The sequence below is a fragment of the Leifsonia sp. 10N434 genome, from assembly GCF_056394405.1.
The window spans coordinates 175627-195738 of record NZ_JBFTHV010000007.1 but is presented as its reverse complement, the minus strand read 5'-3'; the positions used below and the strand labels follow the sequence as shown (position 1 = coordinate 195738).

The following is a 20112-nucleotide window of genomic DNA, read 5'->3' as shown; positions in this document are numbered from 1 at the left end:
CCTCCCTGGACTTCGTGCACCTCGTTGCTACAGTGGGCACCACTGACGGAGCCCACCGTGGGCCGATCGAGGAGTGGCACATGAGCAACACGACGCCGGAGAAACCGGACGCACGTTCGGGCGACGCCGCCGCGCAGACCGACTCGGCGACCGGTCAGGTGGCGCCAGCAACGGCTCCCGCCGAGTCCGCCGCGGCCGCACCAGCCCCATCCACTGCGCCCGAGGCGGCCAGCTCCGCCGAGCCGCACGACACCGATCCGGATGTCGCCAACCCGCCGTCCAAGCCCGTCGCAGCCCGCGGCCACGTGAACCACCCCGAGACGCCCGTCGCGGAGGTCCCGGCGACGCCGGCCAAGGCCGCCAAAGCAAAGGCCGCCGCCCCGGCGCCCGTCGAGCCCGAGCCGGTCGTCACGTCCGACGACGACGTCGCCGCCGCGGTCGCGCGTTCGAACACCGCAGACATTCCGGATGTCGAGACCGCTCCTGCCGCCGCTGCCGGCACCGCGACCATCGACACGGCGTCTCCTGCCGAGTCCGCGACCCCCGTGATCGTCGCCGCAGAAGCCGCGACCGCAGGCGCCGCCACGGCAGGCGCCGCAGCAGCGACCGCGCCGTACGCCGGCGAGGCGACGGCCGCGCCCACGGCCGCCTATTCGCAGCAGCCGCAGCCGGTCACTCCTATCTACGTGCAGCGCCCCGAGCCGCCCAAGAAGAAGAGCAACCGCGGCGTGGGCATCCTGATCGCGCTCGTCGGCACGGTCGTGTTCCTCGCCCTGTGGGCTGCCGCGGTCGTCATCGTCGGCAACATCCTGACGCCGGGGACCGCCTTCGTCGACAACCTGAACCTGTTCGTCCGGTCGTATGCGGGCTGGGTGCCCGTCGTGGTGTTCTTCGTCGCGATGGTGGTGCTGATCCAGATCCTGAACCGAGCACGCTGGTGGGCGTACATCCTGGGCGGTCTGTTCGTAGCCGTGCTGGTGTACCTCTCTTACATCGGCGCGGTCTTCCTCGACGCGAACCCCGGCAAGCTCACCCAGAACGAGGCGGGCATCCTGCTGAGCCGCCTGTGGGTGAACCCGTTCGCCGTGCTCGCCGGTGTGATCGCCCGCGAGGTCTCGGTGTGGACCGGCGCGTGGCTTGCAGCTCGCGGCCGCAAGCTCAAGGTGCGCAACGCCGAGGCGCAGGCGGACTACGACCAGCAGCTCGCCGACGCCCAGAACCAGGCGGTCTCGGCTTACGCGACGCCCGCTCCCGCGCAGACCGGGTACTGATCTCTCGAGAGCAACGCACGAGGAGTGCCGGCCATGCGTGACGAGCGTGCGTATGCGGCGGTCGTCGCGGCCTTTGCGGCGTTCCTCTACCTCGCGATCGTGGTCGCGGCCTTCGGCCTGATCTCGCTCGCCACCAATACCGAAGTGATCGCCGACCCCGACGTCGGAACCCTCGTCGGTCCGGTGATGACCGGGGCGGCGACGCTGACCGTGTTCGCGTTCCTGCTCTCCCTGGGCCTGCGGGTTCCCGCGGACAAGCAGCGGGTCATGCCGGGGGTCGCCCTCGGCGTCGGATTGGCGGCCTACTTCGTCTACGCCGCGGCGGGTGGCATTGCGGGGGCGGCCGGCGACCCATCGCAGCCGTTCCACTACTTCCTGTTCACGTTCGCTCAGCTCGGCAGCTGGTACGCGATCACGGTGGGCATCGCCGCGTTCCTCGTGACCCTGCTCTACCAGCTCGTGCTCGTCGGACGCTTCCGCCAGCGCGGCCGGCCCCGCTGGCCGTGGGAGAGCGACGACGACGAGTAGCTCCGGCTCCGGCTCTCCGGCCCTCCGGCTCTCCGGCTCTCCGGCTCCGTGAGTCGGCACTGATTGTCGCGCAGACCCGGATTCCGGGGTCTCACGCGACAATTAGTGACAGCTCATGCTCGTGCATGCCTGGATCCTGTGGATAACTGCCACCCGCGAGGACTGCCACCCGCGAGCACTGCCACCCGCGGGCGCCGCCACCCGCGCGCGCTGGCACCGCGAGCACCCCACCCACGAGCGCCCCCGCACAACACTCACCCGACCAGCGGCACCTGCACCCGCGCGAACTTCCCCTTCGCGATGTACATCCCGCGCCCCGGAGGGAACTCCGCCCGGTTCAGCCGCGGGAGCGGCGTCTTCAGCAGCAGGTCGCCCTCCACCGAGTCCGGCTGCAGCAGCAGTCCACGGCGGCCGTTCTTGACCTCGCCGAGCAGCGGCCACGACGAACCCCACGCACTGGTCTCCGCCTCGGCCACCAGCAGGTGATCGCTCCGCCGAACGGCCCGCACCAGCTCGACGATCGGCGAGTCCGCCGGCGTCTGCAGGAAGTCGCCGATGCTCTCGACGAACACCGCGATCCGCCCCTCGGTATCCGGGTCGGCGACCGCCGCCGCGAGGTCGCGGGCGAGCGCAGCCGCCTCCTCCGGTGTCGTCGCCGTGTCCGTCCAGTGCGCGGCCGAGGCGAGCGGTGAACGCGCGTTGCCCATGTAGTAGAGGCGCGTCTCGGGATCGAAGCGGGCGACGGATGCGGCCAGCGCCGCCAGCGTGCTGGTGCGGCCGCTCGCGGGAGGGCCGGCGACGAGCAGCGTGCCCGACGGTTCGAAGCCGAACGGGCCGAGGTCGAGGTCGCTCACGCCGAGCACCGGTGCGCCGTCGTGCGATGTTGGAAGGCCCGAGAACTGCAGTTCCTTCGGCAGCGCGCCGATGGGCGGAGCGGAAGGCACTCCGGCACGCACCATCGCCTCGGCCAGGCGGGTGGTCGCCGCGGACTGGTCGGAGACCGACGTGCTGCCGCCGAGGATCGCGATCTGCGTCTCATAGTCGCCGACGATCGCGCGTCCGGGAGGCGACGACGGACCCAGGATGTCGCTCGGTACGTCGAGCATCCCGTAGCCGTCGTCCGCGAGCCGCAGCACCACCTTGCGCTGCACCATCGAGCCGATCGAGGTGGGCACCGCGCCGGCGCGGTCGCCGGTGAGCGCCACGTGGATTCCCAGCTGCCGCCCGTCGCTCAGCACGTCCTTGAAGACGTCGTACCAGATCGAGCGGCCGGCGGGGATCTCGAAGTCCTCGCGGAAGTTCGGGAAGCCGTCGATGAGCAGCAGGATGCGCGGCTCCTCCGGGCGTCCGGCGAGGCGGCGGTACTCCGTGATGCTCGAGGCGTTGGCCTCGGCGAAGCGCGGTCCTCGATCGTCGAGCTCGGTCTTGAGCATCCGGAACAGGCGGATGATGCGCTCGGCGTCATCGCCCGGGATGATCGATCCGACGTGCGGCATCGCCTCGAGCATCCGGAGGCTGCCGGCGCCGAAGTCGAGGCCGTAGACGCGCACCGGGCCGCCGCGCGGAGTGATCGCTGCCGCCGAGGCGAGCGTGCGCAGTGCGGCGGACTTGCCGGAACCGCCCGTGCCGTAGATCGCGATGTTGCCGTCGACGTCGGGCGAGAAGTACACCGGCACCTGCTGCTGGCGGTCGGGCACGTCGCTCACGCCGATGAGCAGTTCGGCGTCGGTGCGCTGTCGCAGCAGACCCAGGTCGTAGACCGCCGCGAGCTCGTCGAGCCACGGTCGCCGCGGGCTCGGGATGTGCGCCGCGGCCTGGGCGTGGATGATCGACGTCACGAGACGCTGCTGGTCGGTCGGCCCGAGGTCGCGCTCCTCGTCGACGACGCCACCAGGCTCGTCCCAGCGGATCTCGCCGCCGAAGCGCAGTTCGGCAACCTCGACGCCCGCGCGTTCCGGCTCGCGCGCGGTCCAGCCGCCGGCGTAGGCCGACTGGAACTGCGTGAGCCGCCCCGGACCGGTCTTGGCCATGCCGCGCCCGGGGATGCCCGGATCGAAGTGCGCGGCATCGCTCACGCCGACGACGTCCTGGCTGTCCGACTCGTCCGCCATCCGCAGCGCGATGCGCAGGTTGGTGTTCGCGCGCAGGTTGTCCTTGATCACGCCGGCCGGTCGCTGCGTCGCCATGATCAGGTGGATGCCCAGCGAGCGGCCGCGCTGGGCGATGTCGACGACGCCGTCGACGAACTCCGGCACCTCGCCGACGAGGGCGGCGAACTCGTCGATCACCAGCACCAGGGCGGGCGGGCACTCGGGGTCGCCGCGCTTCTCGAGCTCGAGCAGGTCTTTGGCCTTCTTGCGGTTGAGCAGGTGCTCACGGTAGTGCAGTTCGGCGCGGAGGCTGGTGAGCGCGCGGCGCACGAGGTGCGGGCTGAGGTCGGTCACGAGGCCGACGCAGTGCGGAAGCGTCACGCAGTCGGCGAAGGCCGAGCCGCCCTTGTAGTCGACGAAGAGGAAGGTCACCCGGTCGGAGCTGTATTCGGCGGCCATCCCGAGCACCCACGCCTGCAGGAACTCGCTCTTGCCCGCGCCGGTCGTTCCGCCGACCAGCGCGTGCGGGCCCTGCGTGCGCAGGTCGAGGTGCATGGCGTCGACACCGCCGGAGCCGATGATCGCCCGCAGCGTTCCCGCGCGGCGCTTGACGGGCCGGATGCCCGGAGTCCGGTCGTGGATCGAGGCGTTCTGCCGCCAGCGGTCCACCACCGCGTTCGACGACTCGACCAGCTCGTGACCGAGCAGGCTCACGAGCGAGATTGAGCGCGGGAGGTCGCTGGAGTCGGCGACGAGCGCGCCCGCGTCGATCACGGGGGCCATGCGCTTGGCGAAGTCGAGGGCGACGGCCGCCTGCACCGGCTCGGTGACGACATCCGGGATGGTCTCGCCGACGCGCACGAAGCCGACGGTCGCCCGGTCGGCGCGATCGTCGTGCGCCAGGTAGGTGCGGCAGACCGCGGGCAGCGACGCGGTGTCGTTGCTGAGCCAGACCGGGAAGACCCCGGCGTCGGCGGCGACCTCGGCCAACTGCACGAGCCGTGCGCGGTCAACGGAGACGTCGTCGGAGATGACCACGACGATGGCCGGGATCGGCGAGGGGGTGCCGTCGACCGTCTCCGAGCGGCCGACGTCCGCGCCGCGTTCGAGGGCGGCGCGCTCCTGCTCCATCGCGCCGCGTCGTCGAGCGCCCGTGGCCTCGGCGAGCCTGGCCTCGATCACGCCTTCGAGCGCGCTGAGCACGGTCGCGGCGCTCGAGGCGCTGTCGGCGAGATGGCTGCCGCCGAGCGGGCTGTGCGGCGACGACGTGTGCGGCAGCCACTTGAGCCACTCCAGCTCGCGCGACCAGCGGGGCGACACCAGGGAGGCGACGACGAGCTCGGCGGGGGAGTGCAGGGCTGTGAGCTGCACGAGCGTGGCGTTCAGCGACCCGGCCGCGAGCTCGTCCGGTCCCGCGATGCCGAGGGCGCCCGACTCGTACAGGTTGTCCAGCACGGGAACGCCGTCGACGCGTTCGTGCTCCCGGATGACCGCGTCGAGTCGCTCCTGGAACTCCACGAGCATCTCGCCCCGGTCGACGGCGGCGATGGTGTTACGCGAACGCATCGATCCGATCCCGAGCTGCACGTTGAGGAACGACCAGTGCTCCGGTCGTCTCGTCCAGAGCAGCGGGCCGCGCTGCACGGCGTCTGCCAGCGCGGCGGCGGTCGTCGGCGACTCGGCGCGGCGCAGCTCGATCTCGCGGGTGCGCTCCGACTCGAGCTTCTCCGCGAGGGCGTCGAGGCGCTTGTCGAACACCGCGATCGCCTTCTTCAGCTGGCGTTTCGCTCGCGTCCGGCCGGTGACGTAGTTGCCGATCAGCATCACCGGCGAGAGCAGGATGAACAGCAGCGACGACGCATTGTGCGTGACGAAGAACAGCGCCCCACCGAGCAGCAGGGGGGTGAGCATCGCCAGGAGCGGGAAGGGCGGGTCCTCCTTCTCGGCCGGCACCTCCGGCGCCTGGAACGTCTGGCCGGCGTACCGCTGCTCCACGCGCGGCGACCGGTTGAAGAAGATCGGTCCGGCCTTCGGGGCCGCCGCCGGAACATCGGTGAGCCCGAGCACGGTGATCCGCACCTCGGAATCGCCGATCAGCAGGGTCTCGCCGCGCCGGATGGTGAACCGCGAGACGATCCCGCCGTCCACGACCACTCCGTTGGCCGAACCCAGATCGACCACCTCGACGCCGTCCGCCGCCTCGAAGCGCACGTGCTTCTTCGACACGAGCGGGTCGTGCAGCACGATGTCGCTCTGCTCGTCGCGCCCGAGCACGGTGGTGCCGCGACGCAGCGGGAACTCGCGCCCGGCATCCGGACCGCTCACGACCGCGAGCGTCGCCACGACGGGCGCGTCGGCGAGATCGTTCGGTGCGTAGTAGACGCCGGCATCGGCGAGACTCACCGTGGCGCCGCTGCCGATCCAGGCCTCGCCGATCGGGGCGTCGGGCGGGAGCACGAGCGGCTCGGCCTGCCCGGGCAGTGCCGCGCGCAACGTGAGCGCGCGCGCATCCGTCGTCATCGCCTCTGTTCGGGGATCGAGGCGGCGGATCGTCGAGGCGACCTCCGAGATGCTCGCGGCGGCGTCGGCGGTGACGACGATGTCGTCCCCGGGGCCGGACGCGCGGGACAGCGTGAGTTTGAGTCGCACGGTGAAACGATACCGACTGCCCGGCAGAGAGCCGATGGGGACCCCTCCCCATCGCCCGTCGCGGCGCCGTTGGGTAGCGTGGCGGAGGCAGACATCCTAGGAAGGGGACCGGTGTGGCCGATCTGAAGCTCAACCTCGCGGAGCTCGTGCAGCTGCGGGACGACCTCGACGCCGTCGTGCGCGAGTTCCACAACGCCGACGATTTCAGCGACTCGGTCGCCGACGCCACCGGTCACGACGACCTGGCGAGCCATGTGCGCGAGTTCGCCCACAAGTGGAACGAGAAGCGCAAGAGCATGACCGAGAACGTGGAGAACGTGCAGAAGACGATCGCCGCCGTAGCCGACAACTTCGTCAAGGTCGACGGCGACCTCGCCAAGGCGGTGGAAGGCAAATGAGCGACAGGGAGTTCGCGCCCCTCACGGGCGACCCGGCGGTGCTCGAGGCGAAGGCGGCCCACTACGCGTCCATCGCCGAGGCGATCCAGCGCTCCACCAAGGAGCTCAACAAGATCCACGACCTCGACGGGATGACGTCGCAGGCCGTGTCGAAGCTGCAGGAGATGTCCAAGGATGTCGCCGAGGACATCACCAAGGCCCACGACCGCTACTCCAAGACTGCGGCGGCGCTGAAGACCTACGCGTCGGAACTGCGCGACGCGAAGGACGACGCCGACAAGGCCATCACCCTCATCAACGACAAGCAGAGCGAGGCGGATGCGGCGAGCACGGCCGCCTCGACCGCCCACACCGCCGTCGGCACCGCGAAGGGCGACGACGTCGCCACCGCGAAGGCCGACGCCTCGAAGGCCGACCACGCCGCGCACTCGGCCGACGCCGCGCTGAAGAGCGCACACCAGGCCTGGTACGACGCGCGTGACAAGAAGAACCGCGCCGCTGAGAAGGCCGTCACCGCGATCGTCGACGTGGTCGACCACCACAACAACGGCCTCAAGAACCCCGGGTTCTGGGACAAGGTGATGGACGTGATCTCGACCATCGGCGACATCGCCGGCGTGCTCGCGATCTTCCTCTCCTGGGTGCCGATCCTCGGCCAGGTGCTGCTGGTGATCGCGCTCGTCGCGTCGGTCATCAAGCTGATCGATGCGGTGGTCAAGTTCGCGAACGGCGAGGGCAGCTTCCTGGGCATCCTGGGCGCGGCCGTCGGCGTCGCGCTGAGCCTGTTCGGCGGCCGGATCTTCACGTTCCTCGGCAAGGCGGCCAAGATCAAGGGACTCGCACGAGTGCCCCGGATGGTCGGCGGCGTTCACACCTCGCCGAACGCGATGCTCAAGATGCAGATGGGCAAGCGCCTCATGAAGTCGGCGACCAAGAAGCTGTTCGAGAAGCCGCTGAACGACGTGAACCCCGCCAAGATCTGGCAGGCGGCGGGCGAATCCGCCGCGGGGCAGCGCGAGGCGTACAAGGCGCTCTTCACCAACGGCGCCGACAAGATGAAGGCCGTGCGCACGCTGCTCGGAGTCGACAAGAACGTGGTCAGCGCCATCTCCCACGACGTCGGCAAGCGCGAGCTCAACCCGCTCACCGTCGTCGCGGGCTTCCAGCAGGGGCAGTCCCTGTGGAACAAGGGGGCGGACCTGGTGAGCGTGCCGGCCAAGATCGACGACATCGTGAACAAGTTCGACGGCGGCAACCACACCGACCTCCCGAAGGTGCCGACTCTCGACCTCACGAAGTTCGCCGTGGCCAACGCAGACAAATACACTCCCACGTACGTGAGTCACAACAGCTAGGAGCTCCACGCATGTCGAACCCGACCTCCCTGCGTCCGCGCGACATCGTCGACTTCTCGTTCGAGACCCCCGACGGCTGGTACGACGTCGTGCTGCTCGGCGAGGAGGGGGCGGAGGAGTGGCCGACGGCCCTGGCCGCCGAGCTCGGTGCCGGCGACCTGGCACCCGGCGTCGTCGAGCAGCTCACCGTGCTGCAGCAGGTGCTGTACGGGCAGGATGCGAGCGGCGGCACGCGCGCCCGCGTCTACCTCCCGGTGCCGGAGGCCGGGGTGCTGAGCGCCTACCAGACGTTCGAACTGCTCGAGCTCGAGGCCGACGACTCGCCCGAGAGCTTCCTGGCGGCGACGGATGCGCAGGCCGGGCACCGCGAGCCCGGGTACGAGGTGCGCGGGTACCAGTCGTGGCGTTCCGCGCATCCGGCCGGTGAGCTCGTCGGCTTCACCCACCTGACCGCTCTGGCCGAGCCCGACGCCGACGACGCCGTGCTCGAGCAGCGCGTCGTCTTCGTGATCTTCCCGGTCGGGGCGGCGCAGGCCTTCCAGATGGAGTTCCGTTCGGCGTTCATCGGCGGCTTCGACGACATGGTCGCCGAGACCCAGGCCATCGCCGACAGCCTGGTCGTCACGCTGGGAGACGCCCGATGACGGATGCCAGGCTCACCGCCCTCGACAGCGAGCTGGCGATCGTCTTCCCCGGAACCTGGGCGACCATCCCCTTGCACGACGAGGAGGCGGCCCGCCGCCGCGTCGCACGCCTCGTGACCGAACGGGTCGGTCGTGCCGACCGCCTGGCGCGGACGCGCCGGACCGTGCGCGACGAGCTCGACAAGCTGGTCGCACTCGCCATCGATAGCGATGCCTTCGCGCTCGCCCTCTCGATGGAGATCCTTCCCGGCGTGCCGTTCCCGGCGTCGATCGTCATGGGGCGCGAGAAGTGGCCTGATGGTTCATCCGGCTCCGTGCAGGAGCGGCTGGCGGCGGCGTTCCCCGCCGGCGATCCGCTCGACCTGTCGTTCGGGCCGGCACGCCGTTCGTCCACCGTCAGGCAGACTCGGTACGAGGAGCAGAGCGCTCCCGAGCTGCTGGCCGACTACCGGTTCGCCGCGCCCGACGAGTCGTGCGTCATCCACGTGCGGGTGAACGCCCCGATGGCGGTGGAGCCCGAGCTCTACCTCGAGCTCTTCGACGCGATCGTCGACTCGATCAGCTTCCGGCCGCCACTGGAACGCCCCGCCGAGCCCCGCTGAACCGCACGCGGGCGGCACGCACGACGAGCACGACGGTCGCGACCACCAGGACCAGCGAGACGATGCTCCACACGACGGCCGCCGCCGGACCGACGGGCCAGAGCAGCCACCCCGGCACCAGGAACGACACGAGGCCGTACGGGATGGCCGCCAGCAGCAGGTCCTTGCCGGGGATCCAGCCGAGGAACATCAGCTGGGTCCAGAACCGCGTCCACGGCGTCACGCGCAGCGGCAGCAGCGACATCGCGGTCGGGTAGACCGTGATCGGGCCGATCGCCTCGCGGGTCCATCCGGTCGCCGACAGGCGCTCCGAGGCGTACGACGGCCGCAGCGACCGCACGACGTAGGTGAATGCGAGCACCGCGAGCGGCACGGATGCGAGGGGGAGCGCGATGAACGCGTAGCCGAGCAGGGGCACGAGCACGACGACGGCGAAGAGGCCGGCCAGGATGAGCACGAAGATGTCGCCGTTCTGCACGAAGTCCTTGGTCGTGAAGGAGTCGCTGGACGCCAGGCCGACGGTGAGCAGCGCAGGCAGCGAGAGGGTCACGGCGCCGATGATCGTCCACACCAGCCCGATCAGGAGGTACCCGACGGGGCGGAGTGCCCTGGCCGTGGCCGAGGGCGGTGTCTCGTAGCGCTGAGCACGGGAACGTTTCGCCTGGCCGGCCGACGATTGCGGGTTCGGCTTCATCGGTGAGTACGAAGGCATGGTGACCAGGCTAGTCAAAGACCGGATGCGCGACATGGGGAGTCCTCCCCATTCCACCCCGGCACCGGGCGCCGATAGGTTACCGGTAGCTGGTCGGCCCGAGGGGTTGGCCGTTCAGAACACGAAGGGATTGAACGTCATGGCAAACATGAACGTCACGTACGGCGAGATGACCGATGCCGCCAACCGCCTGACCTCGGGCAAGGACGACATCACCGCGAAGCTCCACGAGCTCCAGAACCTGGTGAACGGCCTCGTGAACGGTGGCTTCGTCACCGACCAGGCCTCGGGCGCGTTCCACAGCTCGTACGAGCAGTTCACCAAAGGCACCACGGAGGCCGTGAACGGCCTCGACGGGATGTCGCAGTTCCTCACCAAGGCGGCCGACGCGCTGCAGAACGTCGACAGCGAGCTGGCCAAGGGCATCGGCGGCTAGTCCTCCGACGGCACCGGAGCCGCCGACGGCTCCGACTTCCCGGAGCGCGGGCACCTGAAAAGGGGCCCGCGCTCCGCCGCGTCCGGTCGCTACACTCGACAACGTTGTGACGAGGGGGAGCCGATGAGCGAGACGATTCCGAGCGCGCCGACGGCCACCGCGAGGCGATCCCGCTCCGGCCTGCTCTGGTGGCTCGTCGGCGCCGCAGCGGTTCTGGTCACGGCCGGGGCCGTCGCCCTCGGTATCGTCACCGTGTCCGCGTACCAGAACCTGCCGAAGACCCTCGTCGGCAGCTACCTGTCCGACCTCGAGCACGCCCACGCCGAAGACGCCCTCCGGCTGGCCGGCATCAGCACGAACGCATCCGACGTCCTCCTCACCGATGCCGTGCTCGCCAAGGCGACCGATCGCATCGCCTCCTTCTCGCTCTCCCGCACCGTCACGCATGGCGACAGCGCCACGATCACGGCGACCATCCGCCGCAGCGACGGCCCGTACGAGCAGGCCTTCACCGTGGAGCGCGCCGGCGGACTGCCCTTCCTTCCCCTGTGGCGGCTGGTCGGCGTCCATCCGGATGTCGTCGGCGTCAGCGTCTCGGGCCCGCGTGGCATCACCTACACGGTCGGGGGCGCCACGCCGGTGAGCACTCCGCTCGGTGTCGCGGTGACTCTGCGGGCGTTCCCCGGCAGCTACCCGGTGATGGTGAAATCGGCGAGCGCGGAGTTCGACGTCTGGAACGCCGACGCCTCCTCGGCGCCGCCCGGCCGGGACCACAAGCCGGCGACGTTCGCCGCGCACCTCACCCCGGACGGCGAGGCGCGGGCGGAGAAGGCGGTCGACGACTGGCTGGATGCATGTCTCGCATCGCACGACGCCGCCCCCGCCGACTGCCCGTTCGGTGTCGTTCCCGACGACGGGATCGACCTCAGTGATCTGCAGTGGCACCTCGACCACCGTCCGTACACCTCGATCGCTCCGCAGTACACGAAAGCGGGCGGCTGGCCGGCGGCGAGCGGCGAAGACGGACGCGTCGAAGCGACCGCGACGCTGACACGCTCCTCCGACGGCGCCACGGGTTCTGGCACCAGTGAGGTGATCACCTTCGGCTTCCAGGGCGTCATCACGTTCGACGGATCGAAGGCGGTCTTCACGCCCTATTTCGCAGATTCACAGGATCAGCAGGGTTGATCGGTGCCCGCGGGGTGCGCGGCGCACAGCCCATACTCCCGAACGGCGCGGTGGTGCCACGCGCCGCGCCGGTGCGGCCTGCATCCGTTTGACCGTCACCCCGCAGTGAGCTAAGATTTATCGGGTGTGCGCTTTGTCGCGCGCTCGTTCGCTGCCCAGAAATGGGCGGTTGCGAGTGGGCAGGCACGTACTCATCCGAATGGGCCGGAACAACCGCACGGTAGTTCCGCGCCCCCACGGCATATCGACGATCACTACGAACCATTCCGACCGATCGTCGATTCCCCGAGAATCCCACTTGTGCCCGCGAGGGCGTGATCTGGCTCGGGTCAGCAACACCTGTCACCGTGCAGTCCATAAAAGGAGAAGTCAGTGCCAACCATTCAGCAGTTGGTTCGGAAGGGCCGCAGCCCCAAGGTCACAAAGACCAAGGCGCCCGCCCTGAAGTCCAACCCCCAGCAGCGCGGTGTTTGCACCCGCGTCTACACCACCACGCCCAAGAAGCCGAACTCTGCTCTGCGCAAGGTGGCCCGTGTCAAGCTCTCGAACGGTACCGAGGTCACGGCCTACATCCCCGGTGAGGGCCACAACCTGCAGGAGCACTCGATGGTGCTCGTGCGCGGCGGTCGTGTGAAGGACCTCCCCGGCGTGCGCTACAAGATCGTCCGTGGCGCTCTCGACACCCAGGCCGTCAAGAACCGCAAGCAGGCTCGCAGCCGTTACGGCGCGAAGATGGAGAAGAAGTAATGCCTCGCAAGGGACCGGCTCCTAAGCGCCCCGTCGTCGCAGACCCCGTCTACGGCGCACCGATCGTCAGCCAGCTCGTCAACAAGATCCTCCTCGACGGCAAGAAGGGCCTTGCCGAGCGCATCGTCTACGACGCGCTCGAAGGCGTCGCCGCGAAGAACGGCCAGGATGCTGTGGCCACCCTCAAGAAGGCGCTCGACAACGTGCGCCCGACCCTCGAGGTCCGCAGCCGCCGCGTCGGTGGTTCGACCTACCAGGTGCCCGTCGAGGTCAAGCCTCACCGTGCCAACACCCTCGCGCTGCGCTGGCTCACCAGCTACGCCAAGGGTCGCCGCGAGAAGACCATGACCGAGCGTCTCACCAACGAGATCCTGGACGCGTCCAACGGTCTCGGCGCCGCCGTCAAGCGTCGTGAAGACACGCACAAGATGGCCGAGTCGAACAAGGCATTCGCGCACTACCGCTGGTAATGATTTCTGTCCGCCGGGTGTTGTACCCCATGGGGGCCAGCACCCGGCGGAACCCCCTCAACTTCTACTTTTCGGAGGAACCCTGTGGCACAGGACGTGCTCACCGACCTGCATAAGGTCCGCAACATCGGCATCATGGCCCACATCGATGCCGGCAAGACCACTACGACCGAGCGCATCCTGTTCTACACGGGCGTCAACCACAAGATCGGCGAGACCCACGACGGAGCCTCGACGACCGACTGGATGGAGCAGGAGAAGGAGCGCGGCATCACCATCACGTCCGCGGCCGTGACCTGCTTCTGGAACAAGAACCAGATCAACATCATCGACACCCCGGGCCACGTGGACTTCACCGTCGAGGTGGAGCGTTCGCTCCGCGTCCTCGACGGCGCCGTCGCCGTCTTCGACGGCAAGGAGGGCGTCGAGCCCCAGTCCGAGACCGTCTGGCGTCAGGCCGACAAGTACAACGTCCCGCGCATCTGCTTCGTCAACAAGATGGACAAGCTCGGCGCCGACTTCTACTACACGGTCGACACCATCGTCAGCCGCCTGGGCGCCAAGCCGCTCGTGCTGCAGCTGCCGATCGGCTCGGAGTCGAACTTCGAGGGTGTCGTCGACCTCATCGAGATGCGTGCCCTCACGTGGCGTGGTGACGCCAAGGGTGACGTTCAGATGGGTGCGAAGTACGCCATCGAGGAGATCCCCGCCGACCTGGTCGAGAAGGCCGAGGAGTACCGTCAGGCTCTCCTCGAGACCGTCGCCGAGACCGACGACGCACTGCTCGAGAAGTTCTTCGGTGGCGAGGAGCTGACCGTCGCCGAGATCAAGGGCGCGATCCGCAAGCTCACCATCAACAGCGAGATCTACCCGGTCCTCTGCGGCTCCGCCTTCAAGAACCGTGGCGTCCAGCCGATGCTCGACGCTGTGATCGATTTCCTCCCGTCGCCGCTCGACGTGCCCGCCATCGAGGCGCACGACCCGCGCGACGAAGAGAAGGTCATCCTGCGTCACGCCGACGCGACCGAGCCGTTCTCGGCTCTGGCCTTCAAGGTCGCCGTGCACCCGTTCTTCGGTCGCCTGACCTACGTGCGCGTGTACTCCGGCCGTGTCGACAGCGGCGCCGGCGTCGTGAACTCGACGAAGGGCAAGAAGGAGCGCATCGGAAAGATCTTCCAGATGCACGCCAACAAGGAGAACCCGGTCGACTTCCTGACCGCGGGCAACATCTACGCCGTGATCGGCCTCAAGGACACCACCACCGGTGACACCCTGAGCGACCCGGACAACCAGGTCGTCCTCGAGTCGATGACGTTCCCGGAGCCCGTGATCGAGGTCGCGATCGAGCCGAAGACCAAGGCCGACCAGGAGAAGCTGGGCACCGCGATCCAGAAGCTCGCCGAGGAAGACCCGACGTTCCGCACCGAGCAGAACCAGGAGACCGGTCAGACGGTCATCAAGGGAATGGGCGAGCTCCACCTCGACATCCTGGTCGACCGCATGAAGCGCGAGTTCAACGTCGAGGCGAACGTCGGCAAGCCCCAGGTGGCCTACCGCGAGACGATCCGCCGCGCCGTCGAGAAGTACGACTACACGCACAAGAAGCAGACCGGTGGTTCGGGTCAGTTCGCGAAGATCCAGATCACGATCGAGCCGATGGACGTCACCCCCGAGACGAGCTACGAGTTCGTCAACGGCGTGACCGGTGGCCGCGTCCCGCGCGAGTACATCCCGTCGGTCGACCACGGTATCCAGGACGCCATGCAGGTCGGCGTTCTCGCCGGCTTCCCGACGGTGGGCGTCAAGGCGACCCTCGTCGATGGTGCCTCGCACGACGTCGACTCCTCGGAGATGGCGTTCAAGATCGCCGGCTCGATGGCCTACAAAGAGGCTGCTCGCAAGGCGAACCCTGTGCTCCTCGAGCCGCTCATGGCGGTCGAGGTTCGCACGCCCGAGGAGTACATGGGCGATGTGATCGGTGACCTCAACTCACGTCGAGGCCAGATCCAGTCGATGGAGGACGCGAGCGGGGTCAAGGTGATCCGCGCGAACGTTCCGCTTTCGGAGATGTTCGGATACATCGGTGACCTGCGGTCGAAGACCTCGGGCCGCGCGGTCTACTCGATGACCTTCGACAGCTACGCGGAGGTCCCGAAGGCAGTCGCCGACGAGATCGTCCAGAAGAACAAGGGCGAGTAGTAGCAGAGCCCCTGACAGATTGGGGATGCCGGTCCGCTGGTTCGCCAGCGTTCCGGTATCCCGGATCGACCAAGTAACATAGGTAAACAATCCCGTAGAGTTGCCGGCCGAAAACCATCGGCCGGGGTTTCTACACGAGAGTCCTGAGGAGGACCCAGTGGCTAAGGCCAAGTTCGAGCGGACTAAGCCGCACGTCAACATCGGAACCATCGGTCACGTCGACCACGGCAAGACGACGCTCACCGCGGCGATCTCCAAGGTGCTTGCTGACAAGTACCCGTCGGCGACCAACGTTCAGCGCGACTTCGCGTCGATCGACTCGGCTCCGGAAGAGCGTCAGCGTGGTATCACGATCAACATCTCGCACGTCGAGTACGAGACCCCGAAGCGCCACTACGCGCACGTTGACGCCCCTGGGCACGCCGACTACATCAAGAACATGATCACCGGTGCCGCTCAGATGGACGGCGCGATCCTCGTGGTCGCCGCCACCGACGGCCCGATGGCTCAGACCCGTGAGCACGTTCTGCTCGCCAAGCAGGTCGGCGTTCCGTACCTGCTCGTCGCGCTGAACAAGTCCGACATGGTGGACGACGAGGAGATCCTGGAGCTCGTCGAGCTCGAGGTCCGCGAGCTGCTCTCCAGCCAGAACTTCGATGGCGACAACGCCCCCGTCGTTCGCGTCTCGGGCCTCAAGGCTCTCGAGGGCGACGAGAAGTGGGTCGAGTCGATCGTCGAGCTCATGGACGCCGTCGACAACTCCATCCCCGACCCCGTGCGCGACAAGGACAAGCCGTTCCTGATGCCGATCGAGGACGTCTTCACGATCACCGGTCGTGGAACCGTCGTCACCGGCCGCGCCGAGCGTGGAACCCTCGCCATCAACTCCGAGGTCGAGATCGTCGGCATCCGCCCGACGCAGAAGACCACGGTCACCGGTATCGAGATGTTCCACAAGCAGCTCGACGAGGCATGGGCCGGCGAGAACTGCGGTCTGCTCCTCCGTGGAACCAAGCGTGAGGACGTCGAGCGCGGTCAGGTCGTCGTCAAGCCGGGTTCGGTCACGCCGCACACCGACTTCGAGGGCACTGCCTACATCCTCTCGAAGGACGAGGGTGGACGTCACAACCCGTTCTACGCGAACTACCGTCCGCAGTTCTACTTCCGTACCACCGACGTCACCGGCGTCATCACGCTGCCCGAGGGCACCGAGATGGTCATGCCCGGCGACACCACCGACATGACCGTCGCGCTGATCCAGCCGATCGCCATGGAAGAGGGCCTCGGCTTCGCCATCCGTGAGGGTGGCCGCACCGTGGGCGCTGGTACCGTCACGAAGATCATCAAGTAGTCTTCGACTGCTGAGACAGAAAGGGGTCGGGCCTTCGGGCCCGGCCCCTTTCTGCATGCCGTGACGCCCCCGTTCTGGGGCCTATGCACAAGTGAGCAATTCTCGATAAGAGAAGACAACGCAGGGTCGCTTCCCGTAAGCTGAGAAAACCTCAAAACCCGATCCGAGGTTTGTCGCGCTTGCCAAGGGGGTCTCGACCATGCGACGTAACACGCACCACTCCGTCTCGTCCGAATCACGTGAACCCGACCGCATGAGGTCCCCGTTCACCGTCGCCGGAACCTGGGCCGCACGCATTGTCGCGCCGGCCATCGTTCTGGCGCTCGCGATCACCGGCTTCACCGCCCCGGCCTACGCCGACGATGCTCCGGCCGCCGACCAGCCCGCGGCAACGGCACCTGCTGTGCCCGCGGCCGATCCCGCATCCGCTGCGGATCCTGCGCCCGATCCGGCCCCCGCGCCCGCCCCCGATCCGGCTCCAGCGCCGGATCCCGCACCCGCGCCCGCTCCAGCGCCAGCGCCCGATCCTGCTCCGGTGACGGCTCCGGACCCCGCGCCGGCGACCTCGCCCGACCCCGGGCCGGCATCGGCGCCCGAAGCCTCTCCCGACAGCTCCACGCCCTCGACGCCTCCGAAGGCCCCGTCGACCTCGACGCCGTCGGCCCGATCGGCGGCTCCGACGGCGAAGGCACTCGCGGCGGTCACCACGACCGTCACGGTCAAGAAGTACATCCAGGACGCATCCGGGGCGCTCATCGACGCGACCCCCGCCGGCTGGGCGTTCACCGCGCAGAGCGCCGGACTCCCGACGAGCCCGCAGGCGCTCACCACCGACGACGCGACCGGCGCCGTGGTCTTCTCGCTGACGCTCCCCGAAGGGCAGTCGAGCGTCCCCATCACGATCACGGAGACGCAGCAGCCCGGCTATGAGCTCGTGCAGCAAGGCGGCAAGAACGCGACCTGTGTGTACGGCTACAGCGGGGTCACGAACGCGGGCGCGCTCGGCTTCACGGTCAGTGCCGCGAGCCAGAACGTCACCTGCACCGTCATCAACAAGAAGGTGCCGGCGACGTGGACCGTCTCGAAGTCGAGCGATCCTGTGTCGGGCTCCACCGTGGTCCCCGGCCAGGTGATCGACTACACCCTGACGCTGAACTACAGCGCCGGAGAGATGCCGGCCTCCATCACGCTCACCGATGACATGTCCGAGCTGCTGAACAACGCCGCACTGGTCGGCGTGCCCGTCGCCAGCCAGGGAACCGCCACCATCACGGGCACCACCCTCAGCTGGACGATCACCACGTTCACCGGGCCGATCACCCTCACCTACTCGGCACGGGTGAACCAGGGCGCCTACGGTGTGCACCTGGTCAACGTGCTGACGGTCCCGCCGGGCGGCAGCTGCTACGGCAGCTGCACGACCGACCATCCGACTCCGCACTGGATCCTGACCAAGACCGCCGATCCCGCGAGCGGGTCCGTCGTTCAGCCGGGCCAGACCATCACCTACACGCTCACCGCGCGCAACGACTCGGATGCCACGGTCGCCGCGGCCACGGCCGTCGACGCGATGGGCAACGTGCTGGATCACGCGACCCTCTCCGGCGCGCTGCCCGTCGCACTGAGCCTCGCCGGCAAGAACGCCACCTGGCACGTGCCGTCGCTCGCGCCGGGGGAGACGAAGTCCGTCTCGTTCAGCGTGGTCGTCGACCCCGACGCCTCGGGCATCATCATCGACAACGTCGTGGCTCCCGGGCCGGGCGGATCCTGCCCGACGCCGTCGACGGGGCCGCAGCCCCAGGGACCGCCGAGCTGTGAGACGACCCACCGCGTCCCCGTCGTGAACCTCTCCATCGTCAAGACCCACTCGACCGCCGACGGCGGCCAGGGCGGTGTCGTCGACTCCGGCAAGGGCGACTCGATCGACTACCAGCTCACCGTGGCCAACAGCGGCCCGGATGCGGCCACCGGCGTGACCGTGAGCGACCCGCTCCCGCAGGGCGTCACCTACGTCGCGGGATCGTTCACCGGACCCGCCGGCTGGACGGCCTCCGTCTCCGGCGGCGTCCTCACGGCGACCTATTCGGGAACGCTGGCCGCCGGCGACTCCGCCGAGTTGCACTTCAACGCGACCGTCGGAACGCTCAGCCGGCCGGGGATCGACTCACCGTACCCGGACATCGACAACTCGGCGTGCGTGACCAGCACCGAGCACGACTCGGACACCTCGGACAACTGCTCGCACGACACCACGAAGGTGAAGGCGATCGCCGTCAGCACTCAGTCGCTCTGTGTGAACGATGCACCGGTCGTCTCGTACTCGCTGACCCCGTTCAACCTCACCTCGGCCCCGACGATCGCGCTGATCTGGTGGACGAGCGACGGCTACGCGAACCGTGACCCGAACATCCCGGCCGGCGATCAGGCCGCACTGCTCGCCGACGGTGCGCAGCAGGTCGACTACGTGGCGCTGCCGGCCGGCTGGATGAACGGGCAGACCATCAGCGGAACGCAGCTGTGGCCCGGTGCCAGTGTCGACGCCAACGGGCGCGGCAACGGCTGGCCCGGATGGCGGCAGCTGGGTGACGGCACCTGGGTGCTCGATCCCGCCGCGCCGTTCTACAACCTGCGCAACGACGCGATCGTCGAGGTGAGGATCAACCCGACCTCGGCCGAGACGGTGGCGTACCCGCCGGCCTCCACCCACTGCACGCCGACGACGTCCACGCCGCCGACGACGGTGACGACGACCGGCACTCCGACCGGCCTCGCCGCCACCGGCAGTGACCTGCCTCTGCCGACGATCGCCGGGCTCGCGCTGATCGCACTGGGCGCTGCGTTCATGCTCTGGATGCGCCGTCGCCGCGGTGAAGCGAGCTAGGGGGTTTACCTCCCGTTCATCCGGACGCACAATGAATGGACCGTTCGTACCGAACGGACCGCCGACGAAAGGAGCGCGTATGGATACCCACAGCCTCGCAAACCAGGCCGACCCGCACACAGGGCCTCGGGCGGAAAGTTCGGGAGCCGCGTAAGCGGACCAGTTGGCATCAGAAGGGAGTGACGGCGCGAGGCGTCACTCGAGCGGGATCGGCAGTGAAAGCCGGTCCCGCTCCTTCGTTTCCGCACCCCGCACCGCGAGCGCGGGGCGAGTGCGAGGCGAGCGCGGGACAATACTCCCGGCACCTTGCCAGCGGGCGCGACACGCCCGGGTTGCAGCAAAGCCGAGAGTCTGGCAAACTTGTCTAGTTCAACATTCCGGAACGAGTGCGCTCACGTGTGCTCCGAACGGATCACTGCCAGGCAGTGCATAGCCCACCGCGAGGTCGTTATTCGACCGGCGGCAGATGGTTAGGCCGCGGGTAGCAGAACAAAGCTTAATCGACAACCTCAGGGAACATGGGTCATCCATGTCTCCGATCCGGGCGACACGCCCGGGCGCGGGGGTCGGTGAGTTGACAGAAGAACAGTG

At 68.5% G+C, this 20112-nt stretch carries 15 protein-coding genes; 13 read left to right on the top strand and 2 right to left on the bottom strand.

The window, feature by feature from the left end; all coding sequences use genetic code 11:
- Window positions 1-80 precede the first annotated feature (80 nt).
- Entirely contained in the window at window positions 81-1271 is a 1191-nt protein-coding gene (locus AC1DB1_RS17245; protein ID WP_477201676.1) for a hypothetical protein, read from the top strand.
- A 33-nt stretch (window positions 1272-1304) separates the two neighbouring features.
- Window positions 1305-1799, top strand: coding sequence for a DUF6121 family protein (locus tag AC1DB1_RS17240; protein ID WP_477201675.1), 495 nt, complete (start codon window positions 1305-1307; stop codon window positions 1797-1799).
- Between the two features lie 254 nt (window positions 1800-2053).
- Here the strand turns inward: AC1DB1_RS17240 and AC1DB1_RS17235 are convergent, their stop codons facing one another.
- Window positions 2054-6538, bottom strand: a complete 4485-nt coding sequence (locus AC1DB1_RS17235) for an FtsK/SpoIIIE domain-containing protein (protein WP_477201674.1) — start codon at window positions 6536-6538, stop codon at window positions 2054-2056.
- Window positions 6539-6651: 113 nt separating this feature from the next.
- Here AC1DB1_RS17235 and AC1DB1_RS17230 point away from each other — a divergent pair, with 113 nt between their 5' ends.
- From AC1DB1_RS17230 to AC1DB1_RS17215, 4 genes are read left to right on the top strand one after another with little or no spacing between them, the layout of a single operon-like run.
- Complete coding sequence (locus tag AC1DB1_RS17230) at window positions 6652-6936, top strand: hypothetical protein (RefSeq protein ID WP_271175725.1); 285 nt, start codon at window positions 6652-6654, stop codon at window positions 6934-6936.
- The gene (locus tag AC1DB1_RS17225) at window positions 6933-8291 is read left to right on the top strand and encodes a putative T7SS-secreted protein (RefSeq protein WP_477201673.1); all 1359 of its coding nucleotides are present in this window, start codon (window positions 6933-6935) and stop codon (window positions 8289-8291) included. The genes AC1DB1_RS17230 and AC1DB1_RS17225 overlap by 4 nt, the downstream gene beginning before the upstream one ends.
- A gap of 11 nt (window positions 8292-8302) precedes the next feature.
- The gene (locus AC1DB1_RS17220; protein WP_477201672.1) at window positions 8303-8935 is read left to right on the top strand and encodes a hypothetical protein; all 633 of its coding nucleotides are present in this window, start codon (window positions 8303-8305) and stop codon (window positions 8933-8935) included.
- A complete protein-coding gene (locus tag AC1DB1_RS17215) occupies window positions 8932-9537 on the top strand; it encodes a hypothetical protein (RefSeq protein WP_477201671.1) in 606 nt (201 codons plus the stop codon). The genes AC1DB1_RS17220 and AC1DB1_RS17215 overlap by 4 nt, the downstream gene beginning before the upstream one ends.
- On the opposite strand, the gene AC1DB1_RS17210 is transcribed toward AC1DB1_RS17215, so the two are convergent.
- The gene (locus AC1DB1_RS17210) at window positions 9494-10249 is read right to left on the bottom strand and encodes a hypothetical protein (protein WP_477201670.1); all 756 of its coding nucleotides are present in this window, start codon (window positions 10247-10249) and stop codon (window positions 9494-9496) included. The two genes, AC1DB1_RS17215 and AC1DB1_RS17210, sit on opposite strands and share 44 nt — an antisense overlap.
- Before the next feature lie 139 nt (window positions 10250-10388).
- Between AC1DB1_RS17210 and AC1DB1_RS17205 the strand changes: the two genes are divergently transcribed.
- The 7 genes from AC1DB1_RS17205 to AC1DB1_RS17175 all read left to right on the top strand — a co-directional run bounded on the left by AC1DB1_RS17205 (window position 10389) and on the right by AC1DB1_RS17175 (window position 19521).
- The gene (locus tag AC1DB1_RS17205) at window positions 10389-10685 is read left to right on the top strand and encodes a WXG100 family type VII secretion target (RefSeq protein ID WP_271175720.1); all 297 of its coding nucleotides are present in this window, start codon (window positions 10389-10391) and stop codon (window positions 10683-10685) included.
- 123 nt (window positions 10686-10808) lie between these two features.
- Entirely contained in the window at window positions 10809-11873 is a 1065-nt protein-coding gene (locus AC1DB1_RS17200) for a hypothetical protein (RefSeq protein ID WP_271175719.1), read from the top strand.
- Window positions 11874-12245: 372 nt separating this feature from the next.
- Window positions 12246-12620: a 30S ribosomal protein S12 gene (rpsL, locus tag AC1DB1_RS17195; protein WP_055811472.1), complete on the top strand. Its 375-nt coding sequence runs from the start codon at window positions 12246-12248 to the stop codon at window positions 12618-12620.
- A complete protein-coding gene (rpsG, locus tag AC1DB1_RS17190; RefSeq protein ID WP_163287610.1) occupies window positions 12620-13090 on the top strand; it encodes a 30S ribosomal protein S7 in 471 nt (156 codons plus the stop codon). The genes rpsL and rpsG overlap by 1 nt, the downstream gene beginning before the upstream one ends.
- A gap of 84 nt (window positions 13091-13174) precedes the next feature.
- Window positions 13175-15289, top strand: coding sequence for an elongation factor G (fusA, locus tag AC1DB1_RS17185; RefSeq protein ID WP_271175718.1), 2115 nt, complete (start codon window positions 13175-13177; stop codon window positions 15287-15289).
- Between the two features lie 157 nt (window positions 15290-15446).
- Window positions 15447-16640 carry an elongation factor Tu gene (tuf, locus tag AC1DB1_RS17180; RefSeq protein WP_271175717.1) on the top strand — a complete coding sequence of 398 codons (1194 nt, stop codon included), beginning with the start codon at window positions 15447-15449 and terminating at the stop codon, window positions 16638-16640.
- Between the two features lie 253 nt (window positions 16641-16893).
- Window positions 16894-19521 (top strand): DUF7927 domain-containing protein, encoded by a 2628-nt coding sequence (locus AC1DB1_RS17175; RefSeq protein ID WP_477201669.1) that lies wholly within the window; start codon window positions 16894-16896, stop codon window positions 19519-19521.
- The last annotated feature ends 591 nt before the right edge of the window (window positions 19522-20112 follow it).